Here is a 15,641-nt window from a genome sequence, read left to right as displayed (position 1 = left end):
AGGTGTCAGATGGCGAAACGGCAGCGGCGGACTTATTCGGACGAGTACAAGCGGCAGGCAGTTGATCTGGTTTTGTCGAGCGGCCGTTCGGCGAAGTCGGTGTCGAAGGAGCTTGGGCTCGATGGCTCGGTGCTGAGCCGATGGGTGGCCGAGCAGGGCACGGCGAGAGCCGACGGCAGCGCCGAGGCCCCCACACGGCAAGCGGCGGTGCCGTCGGCGGACCAGGCGGACGTGATTGCGCGGTTGCAGCGGGAGAACGAACAGTTGCGGATGGAGCGCGACATTTTAAAAAAGTCGATCGCGATCTTTACTGGACCCCGGACATGAGGTTCCGCTTCATCGAAGATCGCCGCGCGGACTATCCGGTCAAGATCATGTGCCGTGTGCTCGGCGTCTCGCCCGCGGGCTACTACGCGATCCCGCCCGGAAAGCCCTCGGGTCGTGGCCTTTGACAAGGCTCCACTGCCGGTCGACGTCGCCGATCGCACTTTCCGACGCCTGCTGACGCTGGTTGGCAGCCTCGATCCGCACGGAAACGCCGACCGCCGCCTCGCCGACATCAACCGCGTGGCGACCTGCGACTTGTGGCGCTGACTGGCAGGATGAGCGGGCACACGTCAATTTTCAAGCAACAGGACAGGCCCGTACGGCCTCGCGACGCATCACGCCCGAGCCTTGTGCTTCTCTGGACGCCCCTTCGTTGGAAAGGGCGCAGGGAAGACCGGGCGCCAGGACCACACGCTTTTGCCGTACGCGAATCGCACCGGTCGTGTGCGCGCCGCTCAACCGCTCACGAGCCAAGCCCGCCCTGCGATTGCGTGCGCGCCGATTCGCTCCACGCCCACCGCCACCCGGCCCGCGCAACGTGACGATCGCGAAACGCGCCTATTCTTGGACCGGGGTGAGCGACACATACGATATTTCCGAATTTCGGTCAATAAGAATTTCTAAGTCACGATGCAGCGAGCGTTCGGACAGACCTCGTTCCGGCTGAGAATCATCTTCTGCAGCCCGATGGCTTCATTCTTGCCCCGCGTGTCTCCGCATCGTCATTGCGAACGCAGCGACGCAATCCAGGAATGCATCCGCGGAGATAGTCTGGATTGCTTCGTCTCAAGAGCTCCTCGCAATGACGAGGAGGAGAAATTGCGCGTCCGACTGCCGTGCCGACGCGGAGACGCCCAGGAGCGAAGTGGCACCTGCTGCTCGAGCGTCGAACTGTCGATAGGGAATAGATACCGTACCGCCGCGAGGCATTCGACTTCTCACGGCCGCTCCCTATATCCTCTCGCAAACGATGGATGCAGCGGACAGCTTTGATGGCCAGGCGACGCACGACGGACAGGGACGCCAACGACCTTCCCCGCTATTTCGTCTGGGTTCGAGGGCTCGAAGGGCCCGAGCCGCAGAAATGGACCGCGATGGATTTCGGCATCGACGAGTGGAAGCGACCGCTCGTGCTGGCGTATCTGGAGCTGCCGGAAGACGAACGGGCCCTCTCGCTGTCAGTACTGGCCCGGCGCTATCCGCCGCCGCGGGTGGATCTTTCGTGAGCGGGGCTAAGGTGTGTACTCACAAACGTCGGCTCTGCAAGGCAAAGCGGAAGTCACCAGCTTGAGCGTAATCGGCGGCTTGTGACCCACAAGCGACTTGCCCACGTTTCAAAGAGGCGCCTTCGCCCTCATCAAAACGAACAGGTGAGAACCGGCGGCGATCAGCGAGAAAATGACCACCCCTAATTCAGCACCGTGCACATGTTGCGGCGCATATGTTGAAGCCAGCCAAATGAAGAGTCGGACGGCCGCCATGAAGGCAATCATCCCCCACATAGCGAGCCATTTTGGGGCGTACCAAATTGGCTCGCCGTTGGGCCCCCATTGCATAGCAACGCGCTCGCTCGCGATACGCGGGCCAAGATAAAGGTTTGCCCCGACGACCACCGCGATGGCGAAGCCAAAGACGTAGTCTGCTGGCACCATGCTTTCCGCCTTCCAAATACCAGCCCAGAATATCCAAAGGCGGAGAAGCAGTCCATTCTTGTTCAGGTGGAATTGCTCGCATCTACTTCCTTATGGTTGCGGGATTATTGACTTGACGTTACGACCGCTTGTGGCCCAGCTCGGACATCTGGTGAGATGCCTTAATGGGCCGGTATCAGAGGCAGAGCTGACCACATACGCGCCCCGAGTGCTGCGCGGACCATGAGCACGCGCTCCAGCCTGGGCGCGACGCTACGACTGTCCATCCGCGCCTGGCGCCGGACCGAGCTATCGCCGCCCCCATGATTATGGGTGTCGCGGCATCCGCGCTGCGGTTAAGCTTGGCTCGCGCCGCGGGGGACACGCGGATCGCGGGACGATGATCATGACCGAACAGGGCGAGACGGGTGAAGCCATCACCATCCTCCTCGTCGAGGACGATGCGCCGACCTGCTGGCGGCTCCAGGATGCGCTGGTCAAGGCCGGTTACGAGGTGCGCAGCGCCGGCACGCTCGCGGAGGCGCGGCAGGCCCTGAGCGTCGGCGCGCCGTGCGTGCTGCTGACTGATTTGCGGCTGCCCGACGGCCACGGCATCGAGCTGATCCGTGAGACCCGGCAGTGCTTTCCGGACACCGAGATCATGGTGATCTCCGCGCTGGGCGACGAGGAAAGCGTGATCTCCGCGATTACGGTCGGCGCCACCGGCTACCTGCTCAAGGACGCCTTCCCCACCGACATCGCCACCACCGTGCGCGACCTGGTCGCGGGACATTCGCCGATCTCGGCCTCGATCGCCCGCTTCATCGTGCGCAGGACGCAGGGTGCCGCACAGAATTCGGCGGAGCCGCCGCGCGGGCCCGCGCTCAACACGGCGAGGCTGACCCCGCGCGAGATCGACATCCTGTGGGGCATTGCGAAGGGCTTCAGCTATGCCGAGATCGCGAGCCATCTCGGCCTGTCCAGGCAGACCGTGCCCGGCCACATCAAGAACATCTATCGCAAGCTCGAAGTGCACACGCGCAGCGAAGCGGTGTTCGAGGCGGTGCAGCAGGGCCTGATCAAGCTGTGAGCGAGCTCGCGGCGAAGGCACCTACGGAGGCACCGGCCAAACCCGCGCGGCGCCGGCTGCTGGCCTCGCGCCTCGTGCCCTATCTGCTGCTCCAGGCGCTGATCGTGATCGCCACCGTTCTCGGCTTGCGGCTGCTCCAGCCGAGCGACCCCGAGGATTTTGCGCTCAGCGGATTCGCGCTGCGGGAGGACGGGCTGACACGCGCCGTGGCGCTGCCGCATTTCACATCGTCGCGCTACGCCCTGGCCGACCCGCCGTTCTACACCGGCGCCTTCACCTTCCGGGGCGGCGAGGCGGCCTCGGGCTGGTCGGTGTTCCTGCCGCGCTTCAGCAACGCGGTGGAGGTCGCCGTCAACGGCGTCGTCGTGCTCGACTCCCGGCGCGACGCCAACGCCAACCGGCCCGACCGCAACACGCCGCAGATCGCACTCATTCCCACTTCGCTGCTGCGCGAGGGCGGCAATGAGATCACGGTACGGCTGTTCGTGTGGGGACCGCTCAAGGGCTTTCTCGACACCGTCTATGTGGGCCCGGACGCCGCCCTGCGCCCGGCCTATGAGACACGCACGCTGCTGTTCGTCACGCTGCCGGTGGTATTCTCCGCCTGGCAGGCGATCCTGGCCGTCATCCTTGCGATCATGTGGCTGATGCGGCGTCACGAGCCGGTCTATGGCGTGCTGGCCGCAGCGATGGTGCTCGGCGTGGTGCAGGCATTCGCGCCGCCGCCGGTGCCGCCGGCCACCGTATCCCGGCTCGCCGCGGTGCTGCTGGCGTCCGCGCCGATCGAGAGCGCGCTGATCGTCGTGTTCGGCGTGCTGTTCTTCGGCTGGCGCTGGCCGCGCTACGGCACGCTGCTGTTCGTGCCCGGCGTCGTCGTGTTCGTGGTCGGGCTGATCGGGGGCCCGCCGCTGCCGCGCATTCTCTTCCTGGTGCTCGGCATTCCCACCGTCGGGCTCTGCCTGTTCCTGATGGCCTGCGTCACCGCAACCGCGGTGGTGCGGCGGCAGGACGCGGCGAGCTTCACGATCGGCTGCGCGGTGACCATCGTGCTGGTCTGCTGGATCCAGGACATGCTCACCGTGCTCGAGATCGCGACCAACGACCGCATCTTCGTCTCGCGCCTGTCCTATTCGGCGATGCTGGTCGCGATCGGTGCCGGGCTGACCTGGCGCTTTGCCCGCGCGTTGAACCAGGTCGACAGCTTTGCCGGCCAGCTCGTGACACGGGTGCGCGAAGCCGAGGAACGGCTGAAGGCGAGCTTTGCCCGCGAGGAGGAGCGCGCCCGAGCCGCTGCGCTCGCCAACGAGCGCACGCGCCTGATGCGAGACCTGCATGACGGCCTCGGCGGCCAGCTCGTGAGCATCGTCGCACTGTCCGAGCGCGGCAATGAGGGCGCGACCATCACGGATGCCGCCCGCGCTGCGCTGAAGGATCTGCGCCTCGTCATCGACTCCATGGACGACATCGGCGGCGACCTGATGCTCGCGCTCGGCTCCTGGCGCGAGCGCGCCACGGCCCAGTTGCGGCCGCACGACATCGCGCTCGACTGGCGCGTGGCGACGCCGCAGGGCCTGCCGCTGCATCCCGAGCTCAGGCCATGGCACGTCATCCAGATCGTGCGCATCCTCGACGAGGCCGTGACCAACGCGGTCAAGCACGCACAGGCCCGCCACGTCGCGGTCACCATCGAGACGCGTGACGGTCCCCAGGGTCCCTACGGCTTGATCAGCGTCACGGATGACGGGAGCGGCTTTGCGCTGGCCGGCAATTGCGAGGCCGCGGGCGCGGGGCAGACCGCGCGGGGCCTGCGCAACATGAGAAACCGCGCCGCGCGCTGCGGCGCAGTGCTCGACCTGAGCTCGGATACCTCGGGCACACGCGTGCGGCTGCAATTGCCGCAGCGTTTTCCCGACAGCGACATGGCCGCGGGCTGAAAGGCCCCCTCCCCGAACGTGTGGGGCGCACGGAGAGAGGGCACGGGCCGGATAATTTACCTGCGGAGGACGGGGGGTGTTCGTCCGCAGGCTCCGTTGGCCCGAAGCGATGCAATCAATTCAATCGAACGGAAATATCAGCGCACGCCGACCCGATTGACCGGGCCGCCGCGATTCATCGGCGTGCCGGCGCGCACGCCGACGCCGGGCGCGCCGACACCGGGGGTCGCGACGGCAGCCCGCGCGACCGGCGCTCCCACCACCACGGCGCCGGTCGGCCGCACCACGCAACCCTTGGGCACCCCGACGGTCTTGCAATAGACCACCGCCTGCGCCGGGCTCGTGCCCAGCGACACCATCGCCGCGCCCGCCAGGGCCATGATCGTCAGCCCGGCGCTCAGCGCTCCAGCTCTCTTCGACATCTTGCTCTCCTGCTTCCCGTTCGGCGTCCCGATGCAATCACCGGGTTTCGCAGCCGAGGTGAAGCCTGAATGGCAAAAGTCGGCGCGCGGATACATGCCATGAAGATGGGGGTCCCGCGGCCGGGAGGATCGGCCGGTGCCATGAACATGGCATGGACCCGCGCCGGGACTTCGCGAGATGGTCCGGCCGCGTGATCCCGGTCGGGACCAACGACGATTCGAAAGAGGTGCTTTATGAAGATTTCGGTTCTTGCCGCGCTGCTGCTCGCTGCTGCCGCCCTGCCGGCTGCCGCGCAGTCCGGCCCATCGATCCAGGAGCAAATGGCCTGCCGCGGCGACGCCAGCAAATTCTGCGCCGAACATATCGGCAAGCCGCCGCAGATGAATGCCTGCCTGCGCGAGAACAAGTCGAAACTCTCGGACTCCTGCCGCAAGGTCGTTGAATCGCGCGGAGGCTAGTCATTCGTCCTTCTCCACCTTGGAGAAGGCAGTGAGGGCGGCGCTCTGCCGCCCTCTCGAGAGACTGCTTCGGCATTGGGAGAGGCCTCGGCGCACGCCTCGTCCTTCGAGCCGAGGGAGGAGCCTTCAACTGAAGGCGCCGCTACTCCTGCATCATCTCGCCGCTGCCGCCGAACTCGGCAGGAAAATCCTTCAGCTTGGGCAGGCCATCGCGCATCGGCAGCACGGTCTCGGCATAGTTGACGTGGACGCCGGGCGCGAACGCGAGCGTCGGGATGGTGGCGGCGAAGACGTCGACCAGACCGAGCGGCGGATGGTTGGTCATGAGATGGCCGCCGCACTTCCTGCAATATTTGCGCTGGCTCAGCGGCGTCTTGACGAAGGTCTCGACATTCTGAGCGCCTTCGGTGATGCGCACCGCTTCGGGCTTCCAGAGGCTGAAGGCGTTGACCGGACCGCCCGACCAGGAGCGGCAGGAGCGGCAATGGCAATAGCCCATCGCCTCCGGTGCACCCGTGACCTCGACCGTGACCGCGCCACAGAAGCAGTTTCCGACATGTTTCATTTGGGCGTCTCCGTTTTCAGAAGGATCGATGTCGCGCGTCCTCCTTTCGGTGGACGCGCGGAACGAGGCTCAGACTATACTGACCGGCGCCAAGGAATAAGCATGGAGACGCGTTGCCTGTACTGCCGGTACTCGTCGCCGAAGAGATCGATGAGATCGCTCTCCTCCAGCGCGATGCCAACGAAGATGTAGAGGGTGGTCACGGCCGCGAACAGCAGATGGCCCGCGGTCATGGTCGGCGCCGCCCAGAACGCGATGATGAAACCGAGATAGATCGGATGGCGGACGAACTTGTAGAGCAGCGGCGTCTTGAAGCGGGGCGGCGCCGTCTCCTTGCCGACGAGATGGTTGGTGACCTGGTGCAAGCCGAACAATTCGAAATGGTTGATGATGAAGGTCGAGGTGAACACCAGCACCCAGCCGGCGAAGGACAGCGTGACCAGCGTCACGGCAAGATCCGCATCCTCGACGTTCCATACGACCGACGGCAGCGGGCGCCACTGCCAGAACAGGAGCAGCAATGACAGGCTCGCGAACAGCACATAAGTCGAGCGCTCAACCGGCTTGGGCACCAATTGCGTCCACCAGGCCTTGAACTGCTTGCGTGCCATCACGCTGTGCTGGAGGGCGAACAGCGTCATCAGGAGGAGATTGATGATGAGGGCCTCGACCGTCGGCGTGTTGCTTCCGGTGTCGATGGTCTTGGGCACCATCACCCCCATGACGAAGCCGATCGCGTAGAGAATGGTGACGAAAAACACGAGGTATGCCGCAATTCCGTACAGAAAGGCGATGAACTTGAAGATGCGAGAGCCCGTCACCTCCGGGCCGATGGAATGAACCTGTTGATCAATTTGGGTCATGAAATGCTCCGTTGTGCCGAGACATCGACACTGTTTGGTCGTCGCACCATGCCGGATCGGAGGTCCCGGGACGTTCGCGGACGGTTGATTTTCGCCTGAGACGACTTTGATTTTTGCTTGAGACGACGAAAACGTGCGATTTCGCTTTGAAAACAACGTGATCGACGGCGACCTGCGGGAGCTCACTTGCGACGGGGCAGCCGTTCCATTGCAGCCGCAAGTGTTCGATCTCTTGCTGTATCTGGTCACGCAACGCGCGCGTGTGGTCAGCAAGGGTGACCTGATCAGCCAGATCTGGAGCGACCGCATCGTCTCGGGTTCCGCCCTGAACAGCCGGATCAACGCCGTGCGCAAGGCGATTGGCGACGACGGCGCGACCCAGCGGCTGATCAAGACCATTCCGCGCAAGGGCTTTCGCTTCGTCGGTGAGGTCCGGGAAGAAGCGGCAGCATCCCCCGCGCGGCCGGGAACCGTGCCCACTCCCCCGCGCGTGGCGGACCGCCCGGCGATCGCGGTGCTCGCCTTCGAAAACATGAGCGGCGATCCCGCGCAGGACTATTTCGGCGACGGGATCAGCGAAGACATCCTCACCGCGCTGTCGAAGCAGCGCTGGTTCATGGTGATCGCCCGCAACTCGTCCTTCACCTACAAGGGGCGCCCAGTCCACGTCAGGCAGATCGCCGAGGAGCTCGGCGTCCGCTACATCGTCGAAGGCAGCGTGCGCAAGGCGGACAGCCGGGTGCGCATCACCGCGCAGCTCAACGACGCCGTATCAGGAAGTCAACTCTGGGCCGAGCGCTATGACCGCGAGCTCGTCGATGTCTTCGCCGTGCAGGACGAGATCACCAACGCGATCGCCGCGGCGATCGAGCCGCAGATCCACGCGGCAGAGAATTTTCGCGCCCATCGCAAGCCGCCGGCGAGCCTGGACGCCTGGGACCTCTTGATGCGCGCGCTGTCGCATTACTGGCGCGTGACCCGGCAGGATCACGGTGCCGCACGGGCACTGCTCGAGCGCGCGATTGCAATCGATCCGAATTACGGCCAGGCGCTGTCGGTGCTGGCCGTGAACGATATGTTCGGCGTGCATCTCGGCTGGGCCGAGCTGGCCGCGGTTGCACCCGTCGCGGAAGCCGCCGCGCTCGCCGCGGTACGCTGCGACCATGAGGACGCCTGGGCGCATGCCGCGCTCGGCAGCGTCTGCTTCTCGACACGCAGGCTCGCGGATGCGCTGTCCGAGTTCGAGCAGGCGCTCGCGCTCAATCCGAACTTCTCGCTGGCGCAGGGCTATTACGCGCTTGCGCTGTCCTATGCCGGACGTTCCCAGGATGCGTTCGAGGCCGCGCAACGGGCGATCCGGCTGTCGCCGCGCGATCCGTCGCTGGCGATCTACCACGGCATCGCCGCCTATGCGCGCTTCACCGAGCGGCATTATGACGAGGCCATGGCGCTGGCGCGCGAGGCGATCCGCCATCGCGGCGACCTCACCGGCGCCTACCGCGTGCTCGCGGTCTCCGCCGGCATGACGGGCGACGAAATGCTTGCGGAGATGGCGCTCAGCGAGCTCCGTCGCACCCAACCGGGCATCTCGCTGCACTGGATCGCGACGCAACTGCCGTGGGCCAATGACGGGGATCGCGAACACTATCTGGAGGGATTTCGGCGGGCGGGGTTGCTGTGACAGTTCTTGCCCTCCCCTGGAGGGTAGGCGCTACGTTCTCTTCCGGCGCAGGTGGACGATGACGTCGAGCCGCGCGATCTCGTGGCCGGGAAGCGCCTCGGGCACTTTTGTGAAGGCCAGGCCGTTGGTAACGTCGACCAGCATATCCTCGCCTTCGAGATAAAAGTGCGGATGCACGGACGTGTCAGTGTCGAAGAACGACTTGATGCCGTCGGCCGCGATCCGGCGCAGCAGGCCGGCTTCGGTGAACTGGTTCAGCGTGTTGTAGACGGTCGCGAGCGACAGATACGCGTTCGTCGCCATCGCCTCTTCGTAGAGGCTCTCCGCGGTGACGTGACGATGGCCGCCCAGGAACAGCAATTGGCCGAGCGCCAGGCGCTGGCGCGTCGGACGCAGGCCGGCATTGTTCAGCAATTGCAGGCAGTGCTGCACGCCCGCCGCCGACGAGAGATCGAGGCCGGCGGCATCAGGCCCGCTATCGTCACCCGCAGGGATAGTCGTGGCCTGAATGTCCATCGATCGTCTCGCAGCTCAAGGAAACGGGACGCACAGTGCCGCGTCCCGCCAGTTGCCATTCGATCGCAAAAGCCGCGGCTCGGCTTTGATCCGGATCAAATTCGCAGCGATCCGCCCCTGACCGATCCGGGGGGCGCGGCTCTTTCCGAGGACGATATTTCGTACCGCGGACAAATTGAAGGAAGCTGCTTGCGGAGCTGCAGCGGGCAGTCGGGCGCAGAATGACGGCCTGATGCTTTTGGTCGCAGGCGCAGGCTTGTGCAATCACGACCGGCATTGCCGCGAGGCCGCCTAGTCGCCCGGCGCGAGCCAGCCTGACGTCGCAGAGGGACCCGCGGCAGAAACAGGACGCGCTGTACATTTTTTGTGCGAACACTGTCGAGACTTTCATCTTGCGGCGCCGAACGAGACTGTGTGAGCCTCGATATCGGATGGGGACTGGGATGGGCCGACCGTCGCTTTGCGCGCCAGGACGTTGCGAAGCGTTCACGGCTGGCCTCGCTTGAGAAAGATACGACATGTCAAAACGAGTGTTGCTTGGTCTTCTCCTGGCTTGCGGCCTCACGGCCCCGGCGCTGGCGCAAGCGCCGAAAACAGGAGGCACGATCAATGCCGTGATCCAGCCCGAGCCACCCGGCCTGATGCTTGCGCAGATCCAGAACGGTCCGACCCAGATGGTGTCGGGCAACATCTTCGAAGGCCTGCTGCGCTACAGCCCCAAGCTCGAGCCGCAGCCGGAGCTTGCCGAGAGCTGGAGCGTCAGCGAGGATGCCAAGACCTACACCTTCAAGCTCAAGAAGGGCGTGACCTGGCATGACGGCAAGCCTTTCACCGCCGCCGACGTTCTGTTTTCGATCGAGATGCTGAAGCAGACCCACGCGCGCGCCCGCAACAATCTCGCGCAGGTCGAGAAGGTCGAGGCGCCCGACGATCACACGGTGGTGTTCACGCTGAAACAGCCGTTCGGCCCGTTCCTCGGCATCTTCGAGGTCGGCTCGATGCCGATGGTGCCGAAGCATCTCTATGAAGGCACAGACTGGAAGACCAATCCCTACAACAATGCCCCTGTAGGCACCGGTCCCTTCATGTTCAAGGAATGGCAGAAGGGCTCGTTCATCCGCCTGGTCAAGAACCCGAACTACCACGAGAAGGGCAAGCCCTATCTCGACGAGATCTACTGGCAGGTCATTCCCGACGCCGCGGCGCGCTCGGTGGCGTACGAGACCGGCAAGGTCGACGTGCTGCCCGGCGGTTCGGTCGAAAATTTCGACGTTCCGCGGCTGTCCAAGCTGAAGGACACCTGCGTCACCGGCGCCGGCTGGGAGTTCTTCTCGCCACTGGCCTGGCTGTGGCTGAACAACCGCCAGGGGCCGCTCGCGGACAAGCGAGTGCGGCAGGCGATCATGTACGCGATCGACCGCGACTTCGCCAAGGACGTGATCTGGAACGGGCTCGGCAAGGTCGCGACCGGCCCGTCAGCCTCGACCATCAAGTACTACACCGACGACGTGAAGAAATATCCGTACGATCCGGCCAAGGCCAAGGCGCTGCTGAAGGAAGCCGGCTACAAGGGCGAGAAGATCCGCATGCAGCCGCTCGCCTATGGCGAGACCTGGCAGCGCTGGGGTGAAGCGGTGAAGCAGAACCTCCAGGACGTCGGCATGACCATCGAGACGATCGCCACCGACGTTGCCGGCGGCAACCAGAAGATCGCCGACTGGGACTACGACATCGCCTTCACCTATCTGTACCAGTACGGCGATCCCGCGCTCGGGGTGGGGCGCAACTACGTCTCCAGCGCCATCGCCAAGGGCCAGGTGTTCAACAACGTCGAGGGCTATTCCAACCCGGAGATCGACAAGCTGTTCGCCGAAGGCGCGATTGCGACACCGGATTCCAAGCGCAAGGAGATCTACGAGAAGGCGCAGAAGATCCTGGTCGAGGACGTGCCGGTGGCCTGGATGCTCGAGCTGCAATTCCCGACCATCATGCGCTGCAAGGTCAAGAACCTGATCACCACGGGGATCGGGGTCAATGACGGCTTCAAGGACGCATGGCTCGACAAGTGACGAAGTGCATGCGACACCGCGATGAAATCTCACTCGCGGCGTCGCGCTCCAGGGTACGAGCTGATTCACGATGAAATCATATCGAGACGCTGAGGCATCGGCGGTGCCCGCCTCTCCCATAGGGACAGGTCGGATCGCATCGTCAGATGAGGTCCGGGTGAGGGGTTGCACTCCCTCGTGGGGCCAGATCCCCCTCACCCGCGCCTTCGGCGCGACCTCTCCCCGTCGGGAAGTGGTCTTCCTCGCGGCGAGACCGCCTCAATCAACCGGCATACGAGTCTAGATGCTCTCCTTCGTTGCTCAGCGTGTCGTGAAGGGCGTGATCGTCCTGCTTGCGATCGTCGTCCTCAATTTCTTCCTGATTCGCCTCGCGCCCGGCGACCCCGCGGTGGTGATGGCGGGCGAGGCTGGCGCCAGCGATCAGGTCTTCGTCAAGCAGCTCAAGGAGAAGTTCGGGCTCGACAAGCCGTTGCCCGAACAGCTCTTCATTTACGTCAAGGGCGTCGTGACGCTCGACCTCGGCTTCTCCTTCCGCCAGCAGGCCCCGGTCGCGAAGCTGATCGGCGAGCGGCTGCCGGCGACGCTGCTGCTGACACTGACCGCCTTCGCGATCTCGCTCGCGCTCGGCATCCTGTTCGGCACCTTCGCGGCGCGCTTTGCCGGCACCTTCCTCGACACCGGCATCACCGTGTTCGCGCTGATCTTCTACGCCATGCCGATCTTCTGGGTGGCACTGATGGGCATCCTGCTGTTCTCGGTCACCTTCGACTGGCTGCCGAGCTTCGGCTACGACACGGTCGGCGGCAACTATACGGGCCTTGCCCATGCGATCGACGTCGGCAAACACCTGATCATGCCGGCAATGACCCTCGGCCTGTTCTTCATGGCGACCTATACCCGTATGACGCGCGCCTCGATGCTGGAGGTGAAACGCCTCGACTTCGTCAAGACCGCGCGTGCAAAGGGTCTCTCCGACGCCGTGATCCAGCGCCGACACGTGCTGCGCAACGCGCTGCTTCCCGTCGTGACGCTTGCCGGCGTCCATTCGGGCACGCTGATCGGCGGCGCCGTCATCACCGAGACCGTGTTCGCCTGGCCGGGCATCGGGCGCCTGATGTACGACGCGCTGCTGCAGCGCGACTACAATCTGCTGCTCGGCGTCTTCGTGATCTGCTCCGCCATGGTGCTGATCTTCAACCTCATCACCGACCTGGTCTACCGGCTGGTCGACCCACGCATCGAATTCGCCTCATGAAACAGTTCTGGAAATCGATGTTGAGAAGCCCAAGCGGCGTCATCGGGCTCATCATCCTGCTGCTTGCGATCTCCGTCGCGGTGTTCGGACCAATGCTGTTCCCGAATTCGCCATGGCGCATGGTGCAGCGGCCGTTCCTGCCGCCCTTCACGCTTTCGACCGTGCCGCTCGGCACCGATGCGCTCGGCCGCGACGTGTTCGCCGGCATGATCTTCGGCGCCCGCGTCTCGCTGCTGGTCGGTCTCGTCTCCACGCTGGTCGCACTGATCGTCGGCGTCCCGATCGGCGCCATGGCCGGCTATTTCGGCGGCAAGGTCGACGACGCCTTGATGCGATTCACCGAGTTCTTCCAGACCATTCCGAGCTTCGCGCTCGCGATCGTTCTGGTCGCGATCCTGCAGCCCTCGATCTATTCGATCGTGGCCTCGATCGCGGTGGTGAGCTGGCCGCCGGTGGCCCGCCTCGTCCGCGGCGAGGTGCTGTCGCTGCGTACGCGCGAATATGTTCAGGCCGCGGTTGTAACCGGCCAGAGCAACAGCTGGATCATCCTGCGCGAGATCCTGCCGAACGCGTTGTCGCCTGTGATCGTGCTGGCCTCGCTGATGGTGGCGACCGCCATCCTCCTGGAATCCTCGCTGTCGTTCCTCGGCCTCGGCGATCCCAATCTGATCTCCTGGGGCTACATGGTCGGCGCCGGCCGCACCGTGATCCGGCAGGCCTGGTGGATCACGGTGTTCCCCGGCGTCGCCATCCTGATCTCGGTGCTCGGGCTCAACCTGATCGGCGAAGGCCTCAACGACGCGCTCAATCCGCGCCTGTCGCGGGAGGGCCGCTGATGATGACCGCCCCGCCCGCCGTCTCCATCAGGAACCTGCGAATCGCGCTGCCCAAGGGCGCCGAGCGTCCGTTCGCGGTCGACGGCGTCTCGCTGGATTTGCGGCCCGGCAGGATCGTCTGCGTGGTCGGCGAGTCCGGCTCCGGCAAGTCGATGTGCGCGCATGCGCTGATGGGCCTGTTGCCGGACACCGTGTCGGTCGCCTCCGGCGAGATCCAGTTCGAAGGCCGCGACCTGCTCAAGTTAGATGACGACGGCTGGCGCGATCTGCGCGGCCGCCGGCTGGCGATGATCTTCCAGGAGCCGATGACCGCGCTCAATCCGTTGATGCGGATCGGCGACCAGATGGCGGAGATGTTCGAGGCGCACGGCCTGCTCACGCCGAAAGAGCGCCGCGCAAAAGCACTCGCTCTGGCACGCGAGGTCGGCCTGCCCGACCCCGAGCGAATCGTGCGCGCCTACCCGCATCAGCTCTCCGGCGGCCAGCGCCAGCGCGCCATGATCGCGATGGCGCTCGCGCTCGAGCCCGCGGTTCTGGTTGCGGACGAGCCGACGACCGCGCTCGACGTCACCACGCAGGCCCAGATCCTCAAGCTGATCCGCAATCTCCAGCGCAACCGCAACATGGCGGTGATGTTCATCACGCACGATTTCGGCGTGGTCGCCGACATCGCCGACCAGGTCGTGGTGCTCAGGCACGGCAAGGTCGTCGAGGAAGGCCCCGCCTCTGCCGTCTTCAACGAGCCGCAGCACGACTACACCAAGGCATTGCTTGCCGCCGTACCGTCGATCGATCCGCCGCCGCGAAAGCCTCTCGACGACCAGGCCCGGGCTGTCGAGGTGATCGGGCTGGACAAGACCTATGTCACCTCGGGCGGCTGGTTCCGCGAGGACCGCCGCGTCGATGCGGCGCGCGCGGTCAACTTCAACATCCTCAAGGGCGAGACGCTCGGCCTTGTCGGCGAATCCGGCTCCGGCAAATCGTCCGTGGCACGCCTCGTGATGCGGCTGATCGAGGCCGATCGCGGCACGGTGCGGATCGGCGAGACCGACCTGACCTCGCTTTCAGGCAAGGCGCTGCGCGCCGAGCGTCATCGCATCCAGATGATCTTCCAGGATCCGTTCGCCTCGCTCAATCCGCGCCGCAAGGTCGGTCACATCATCGCCGACGGTCCGATCGCGGCCGGCATTGATCCAGAGGTCGCCTTCGACCGCGCCCGCGATCTCCTCAAGATGGTCGGCCTGGACGCCGGCGCCCTCGAGCGCTATCCGCACGAGTTCTCCGGCGGCCAGCGCCAGCGCATCGGTATTGCGCGAGCGCTTGCGCTCGAGCCGGAGATCATCGTCGCCGACGAGGCCGTCTCCGCGCTCGACGTCTCGGTCCAGGCGCAGGTATTGAAGCTGCTCGAAGACCTCAAGGCGCGCCTCGGTCTGTCGATGCTGTTCATCACCCACGACTTACGCGTCGCAGCCCAGATCTGCGACCGCATCGCGGTGATGCAACGCGGTGCCATCGTCGAACTGAAGCCGACCGCGCAGCTATTCGCCGCGCCCGAGCATGCCTATACGCGCGAGTTGCTCGCGGCGGTGCCGGGACGGAAGGAGCAAGCGCCGGCGGCCTGAGGGGCTGGTCGGGCGGATTCACCGGATTTCGAGATCGTTCCAAAAACTTGCACGCCGCAAGAGGCGAAACATATTCGATCCAGCAGCATTTGCTTCGTGAGACTTTCCTTGCTGACGAGCGCAAGGACGGGCCGACACCGGCATTCCTCGCCGGGTGCCGAAGCTGCGCAACTGAGATGAAGCGGTGGACGGCCTTGCAACCCAGCGCGTGAGAAACACCGGGCCGTTGGGATGCCGCAGTGCGGTCACGCGCTTTTTATTCGGTCGTGACTGCGGCGCCGCTTCAAGGTCGAAGGCGGCACCATAGATGTTCATTGAATGATCGGCGTCAGCTCATGACAGACTCATGAGTTGAAAATTCGGAGCCAAAT

At 64.8% G+C, this 15,641-nt stretch carries 18 protein-coding genes; 12 read left to right on the top strand and 6 right to left on the bottom strand.

Translation table 11 applies throughout. From position 1 onward, the window contains the following. The first annotated feature begins 9 nt into the window (after window positions 1–9). The 4 genes from EHH60_RS20900 (at window position 10) to EHH60_RS20895 (ending at window position 1,553) form a co-directional block, all read left to right on the top strand. Window positions 10–327, top strand: a complete 318-nt coding sequence (locus tag EHH60_RS20900; RefSeq protein WP_124161324.1) for a transposase — start codon at window positions 10–12, stop codon at window positions 325–327. Then, window positions 324–452 carry a hypothetical protein gene (locus tag EHH60_RS38580; RefSeq protein ID WP_283811841.1) on the top strand — a complete coding sequence of 43 codons (129 nt, stop codon included), beginning with the start codon at window positions 324–326 and terminating at the stop codon, window positions 450–452. The genes EHH60_RS20900 and EHH60_RS38580 overlap by 4 nt, the downstream gene beginning before the upstream one ends. Next, window positions 442–594 carry a hypothetical protein gene (locus tag EHH60_RS37160; RefSeq protein WP_158626754.1) on the top strand — a complete coding sequence of 51 codons (153 nt, stop codon included), beginning with the start codon at window positions 442–444 and terminating at the stop codon, window positions 592–594. Before EHH60_RS38580 ends, EHH60_RS37160 begins: the two co-directional genes overlap by 11 nt. 725 nt (window positions 595–1,319) lie before the next feature. Further along, window positions 1,320–1,553: a hypothetical protein gene (locus tag EHH60_RS20895; protein WP_124161323.1), complete on the top strand. Its 234-nt coding sequence runs from the start codon at window positions 1,320–1,322 to the stop codon at window positions 1,551–1,553. A gap of 108 nt (window positions 1,554–1,661) precedes the next feature. On the opposite strand, the gene EHH60_RS20890 is transcribed toward EHH60_RS20895, so the two are convergent. After that, a complete protein-coding gene (locus EHH60_RS20890; protein WP_124161322.1) occupies window positions 1,662–1,979 on the bottom strand; it encodes an SdpI family protein in 318 nt (105 codons plus the stop codon). 385 nt (window positions 1,980–2,364) lie between these two features. Here EHH60_RS20890 and EHH60_RS20885 point away from each other — a divergent pair, with 385 nt between their 5' ends. Together EHH60_RS20885 and EHH60_RS20880 are read left to right on the top strand one after the other, a co-directional pair. Beyond that, entirely contained in the window at window positions 2,365–3,048 is a 684-nt protein-coding gene (locus EHH60_RS20885; protein WP_199751694.1) for a response regulator, read from the top strand. Continuing rightward, window positions 3,045–4,982 (top strand): sensor histidine kinase, encoded by a 1,938-nt coding sequence (locus tag EHH60_RS20880; RefSeq protein ID WP_124161320.1) that lies wholly within the window; start codon window positions 3,045–3,047, stop codon window positions 4,980–4,982. The genes EHH60_RS20885 and EHH60_RS20880 overlap by 4 nt, the downstream gene beginning before the upstream one ends. A gap of 137 nt (window positions 4,983–5,119) precedes the next feature. Here the strand turns inward: EHH60_RS20880 and EHH60_RS20875 are convergent, their stop codons facing one another. Beyond that, complete coding sequence (locus tag EHH60_RS20875; protein WP_124161319.1) at window positions 5,120–5,404, bottom strand: hypothetical protein; 285 nt, start codon at window positions 5,402–5,404, stop codon at window positions 5,120–5,122. 234 nt (window positions 5,405–5,638) lie between these two features. Between EHH60_RS20875 and EHH60_RS20870 the strand changes: the two genes are divergently transcribed. Beyond that, on the top strand, window positions 5,639–5,863 hold the full coding sequence (locus EHH60_RS20870; RefSeq protein ID WP_124161318.1) for a hypothetical protein: 225 nt from the start codon (window positions 5,639–5,641) through the stop codon (window positions 5,861–5,863). A gap of 142 nt (window positions 5,864–6,005) precedes the next feature. On the opposite strand, the gene EHH60_RS20865 is transcribed toward EHH60_RS20870, so the two are convergent. Together EHH60_RS20865 and mddA are read right to left on the bottom strand one after the other, a co-directional pair. Continuing rightward, window positions 6,006–6,428: a GFA family protein gene (locus EHH60_RS20865; protein WP_124161317.1), complete on the bottom strand. Its 423-nt coding sequence runs from the start codon at window positions 6,426–6,428 to the stop codon at window positions 6,006–6,008. Window positions 6,429–6,502: 74 nt separating this feature from the next. After that, window positions 6,503–7,291, bottom strand: a complete 789-nt coding sequence (mddA, locus tag EHH60_RS20860) for a methanethiol S-methyltransferase (protein WP_124161316.1) — start codon at window positions 7,289–7,291, stop codon at window positions 6,503–6,505. A gap of 133 nt (window positions 7,292–7,424) precedes the next feature. On the opposite strand from mddA, the gene EHH60_RS20855 reads away from it, so the two are divergent. Next, complete coding sequence (locus tag EHH60_RS20855) at window positions 7,425–8,972, top strand: winged helix-turn-helix domain-containing tetratricopeptide repeat protein (RefSeq protein ID WP_124161315.1); 1,548 nt, start codon at window positions 7,425–7,427, stop codon at window positions 8,970–8,972. A 30-nt stretch (window positions 8,973–9,002) separates the two neighbouring features. On the opposite strand, the gene irr is transcribed toward EHH60_RS20855, so the two are convergent. After that, window positions 9,003–9,488: a Fur family transcriptional regulator Irr gene (gene irr, locus EHH60_RS20850; RefSeq protein WP_124161314.1), complete on the bottom strand. Its 486-nt coding sequence runs from the start codon at window positions 9,486–9,488 to the stop codon at window positions 9,003–9,005. Between the two features lie 518 nt (window positions 9,489–10,006). Between irr and EHH60_RS20845 the strand changes: the two genes are divergently transcribed. From EHH60_RS20845 to EHH60_RS20830, 4 genes are all read left to right on the top strand, one after another. After that, window positions 10,007–11,557: an ABC transporter substrate-binding protein gene (locus EHH60_RS20845; RefSeq protein ID WP_124161313.1), complete on the top strand. Its 1,551-nt coding sequence runs from the start codon at window positions 10,007–10,009 to the stop codon at window positions 11,555–11,557. Window positions 11,558–11,840: 283 nt separating this feature from the next. Beyond that, the gene (locus EHH60_RS20840) at window positions 11,841–12,812 is read left to right on the top strand and encodes an ABC transporter permease (protein ID WP_124161312.1); all 972 of its coding nucleotides are present in this window, start codon (window positions 11,841–11,843) and stop codon (window positions 12,810–12,812) included. Further along, complete coding sequence (locus EHH60_RS20835; RefSeq protein WP_124161311.1) at window positions 12,809–13,648, top strand: ABC transporter permease; 840 nt, start codon at window positions 12,809–12,811, stop codon at window positions 13,646–13,648. The genes EHH60_RS20840 and EHH60_RS20835 overlap by 4 nt, the downstream gene beginning before the upstream one ends. A gap of 2 nt (window positions 13,649–13,650) precedes the next feature. Then, the gene (locus tag EHH60_RS20830) at window positions 13,651–15,270 is read left to right on the top strand and encodes an ABC transporter ATP-binding protein (protein ID WP_199751692.1); all 1,620 of its coding nucleotides are present in this window, start codon (window positions 13,651–13,653) and stop codon (window positions 15,268–15,270) included. An 18-nt stretch (window positions 15,271–15,288) separates the two neighbouring features. On the opposite strand, the gene EHH60_RS20825 is transcribed toward EHH60_RS20830, so the two are convergent. Beyond that, window positions 15,289–15,585 carry a hypothetical protein gene (locus tag EHH60_RS20825; protein ID WP_124161309.1) on the bottom strand — a complete coding sequence of 99 codons (297 nt, stop codon included), beginning with the start codon at window positions 15,583–15,585 and terminating at the stop codon, window positions 15,289–15,291. Window positions 15,586–15,641 lie beyond the last annotated feature (56 nt).

The sequence above is a fragment of the Bradyrhizobium sp. RP6 genome, from assembly GCF_003837805.1.
In the GTDB taxonomy this organism is placed as follows: domain Bacteria; phylum Pseudomonadota; class Alphaproteobacteria; order Rhizobiales; family Xanthobacteraceae; genus Bradyrhizobium.
The sequence above is the reverse complement of the archived record's forward strand: the minus strand, read 5'-3'. Positions and strand labels throughout refer to the sequence as shown.

Bases quoted from the DNA above. Each gene is read 5' to 3' on its own strand.
- mddA (WP_124161316.1), bottom strand. From the start codon at position 7,291: ATGACCCAAATTGATCAACAGGTTCATTCCATCGGCCCGGAGGTGACG.
- EHH60_RS20865 (WP_124161317.1), bottom strand. From the start codon at position 6,428: ATGAAACATGTCGGAAACTGCTTCTGTGGCGCGGTCACGGTCGAGGTC.
- EHH60_RS20900 (WP_124161324.1), top strand. From the start codon at position 10: ATGGCGAAACGGCAGCGGCGGACTTATTCGGACGAGTACAAGCGGCAG.
- EHH60_RS20830 (WP_199751692.1), top strand. From the start codon at position 13,651: ATGACCGCCCCGCCCGCCGTCTCCATCAGGAACCTGCGAATCGCGCTG.
- EHH60_RS20825 (WP_124161309.1), bottom strand. From the start codon at position 15,585: ATGAACATCTATGGTGCCGCCTTCGACCTTGAAGCGGCGCCGCAGTCA.
- EHH60_RS20870 (WP_124161318.1), top strand. From the start codon at position 5,639: ATGAAGATTTCGGTTCTTGCCGCGCTGCTGCTCGCTGCTGCCGCCCTG.
- EHH60_RS20890 (WP_124161322.1), bottom strand. From the start codon at position 1,979: ATGGTGCCAGCAGACTACGTCTTTGGCTTCGCCATCGCGGTGGTCGTC.
- EHH60_RS20845 (WP_124161313.1), top strand. From the start codon at position 10,007: ATGTCAAAACGAGTGTTGCTTGGTCTTCTCCTGGCTTGCGGCCTCACG.
- EHH60_RS20875 (WP_124161319.1), bottom strand. From the start codon at position 5,404: ATGTCGAAGAGAGCTGGAGCGCTGAGCGCCGGGCTGACGATCATGGCC.
- EHH60_RS20885 (WP_199751694.1), top strand. From the start codon at position 2,365: ATGACCGAACAGGGCGAGACGGGTGAAGCCATCACCATCCTCCTCGTC.
- EHH60_RS38580 (WP_283811841.1), top strand. From the start codon at position 324: ATGAGGTTCCGCTTCATCGAAGATCGCCGCGCGGACTATCCGGTCAAG.
- EHH60_RS20840 (WP_124161312.1), top strand. From the start codon at position 11,841: ATGCTCTCCTTCGTTGCTCAGCGTGTCGTGAAGGGCGTGATCGTCCTG.
- irr (WP_124161314.1), bottom strand. From the start codon at position 9,488: ATGGACATTCAGGCCACGACTATCCCTGCGGGTGACGATAGCGGGCCT.
- EHH60_RS20835 (WP_124161311.1), top strand. From the start codon at position 12,809: ATGAAACAGTTCTGGAAATCGATGTTGAGAAGCCCAAGCGGCGTCATC.
- EHH60_RS20895 (WP_124161323.1), top strand. From the start codon at position 1,320: ATGGCCAGGCGACGCACGACGGACAGGGACGCCAACGACCTTCCCCGC.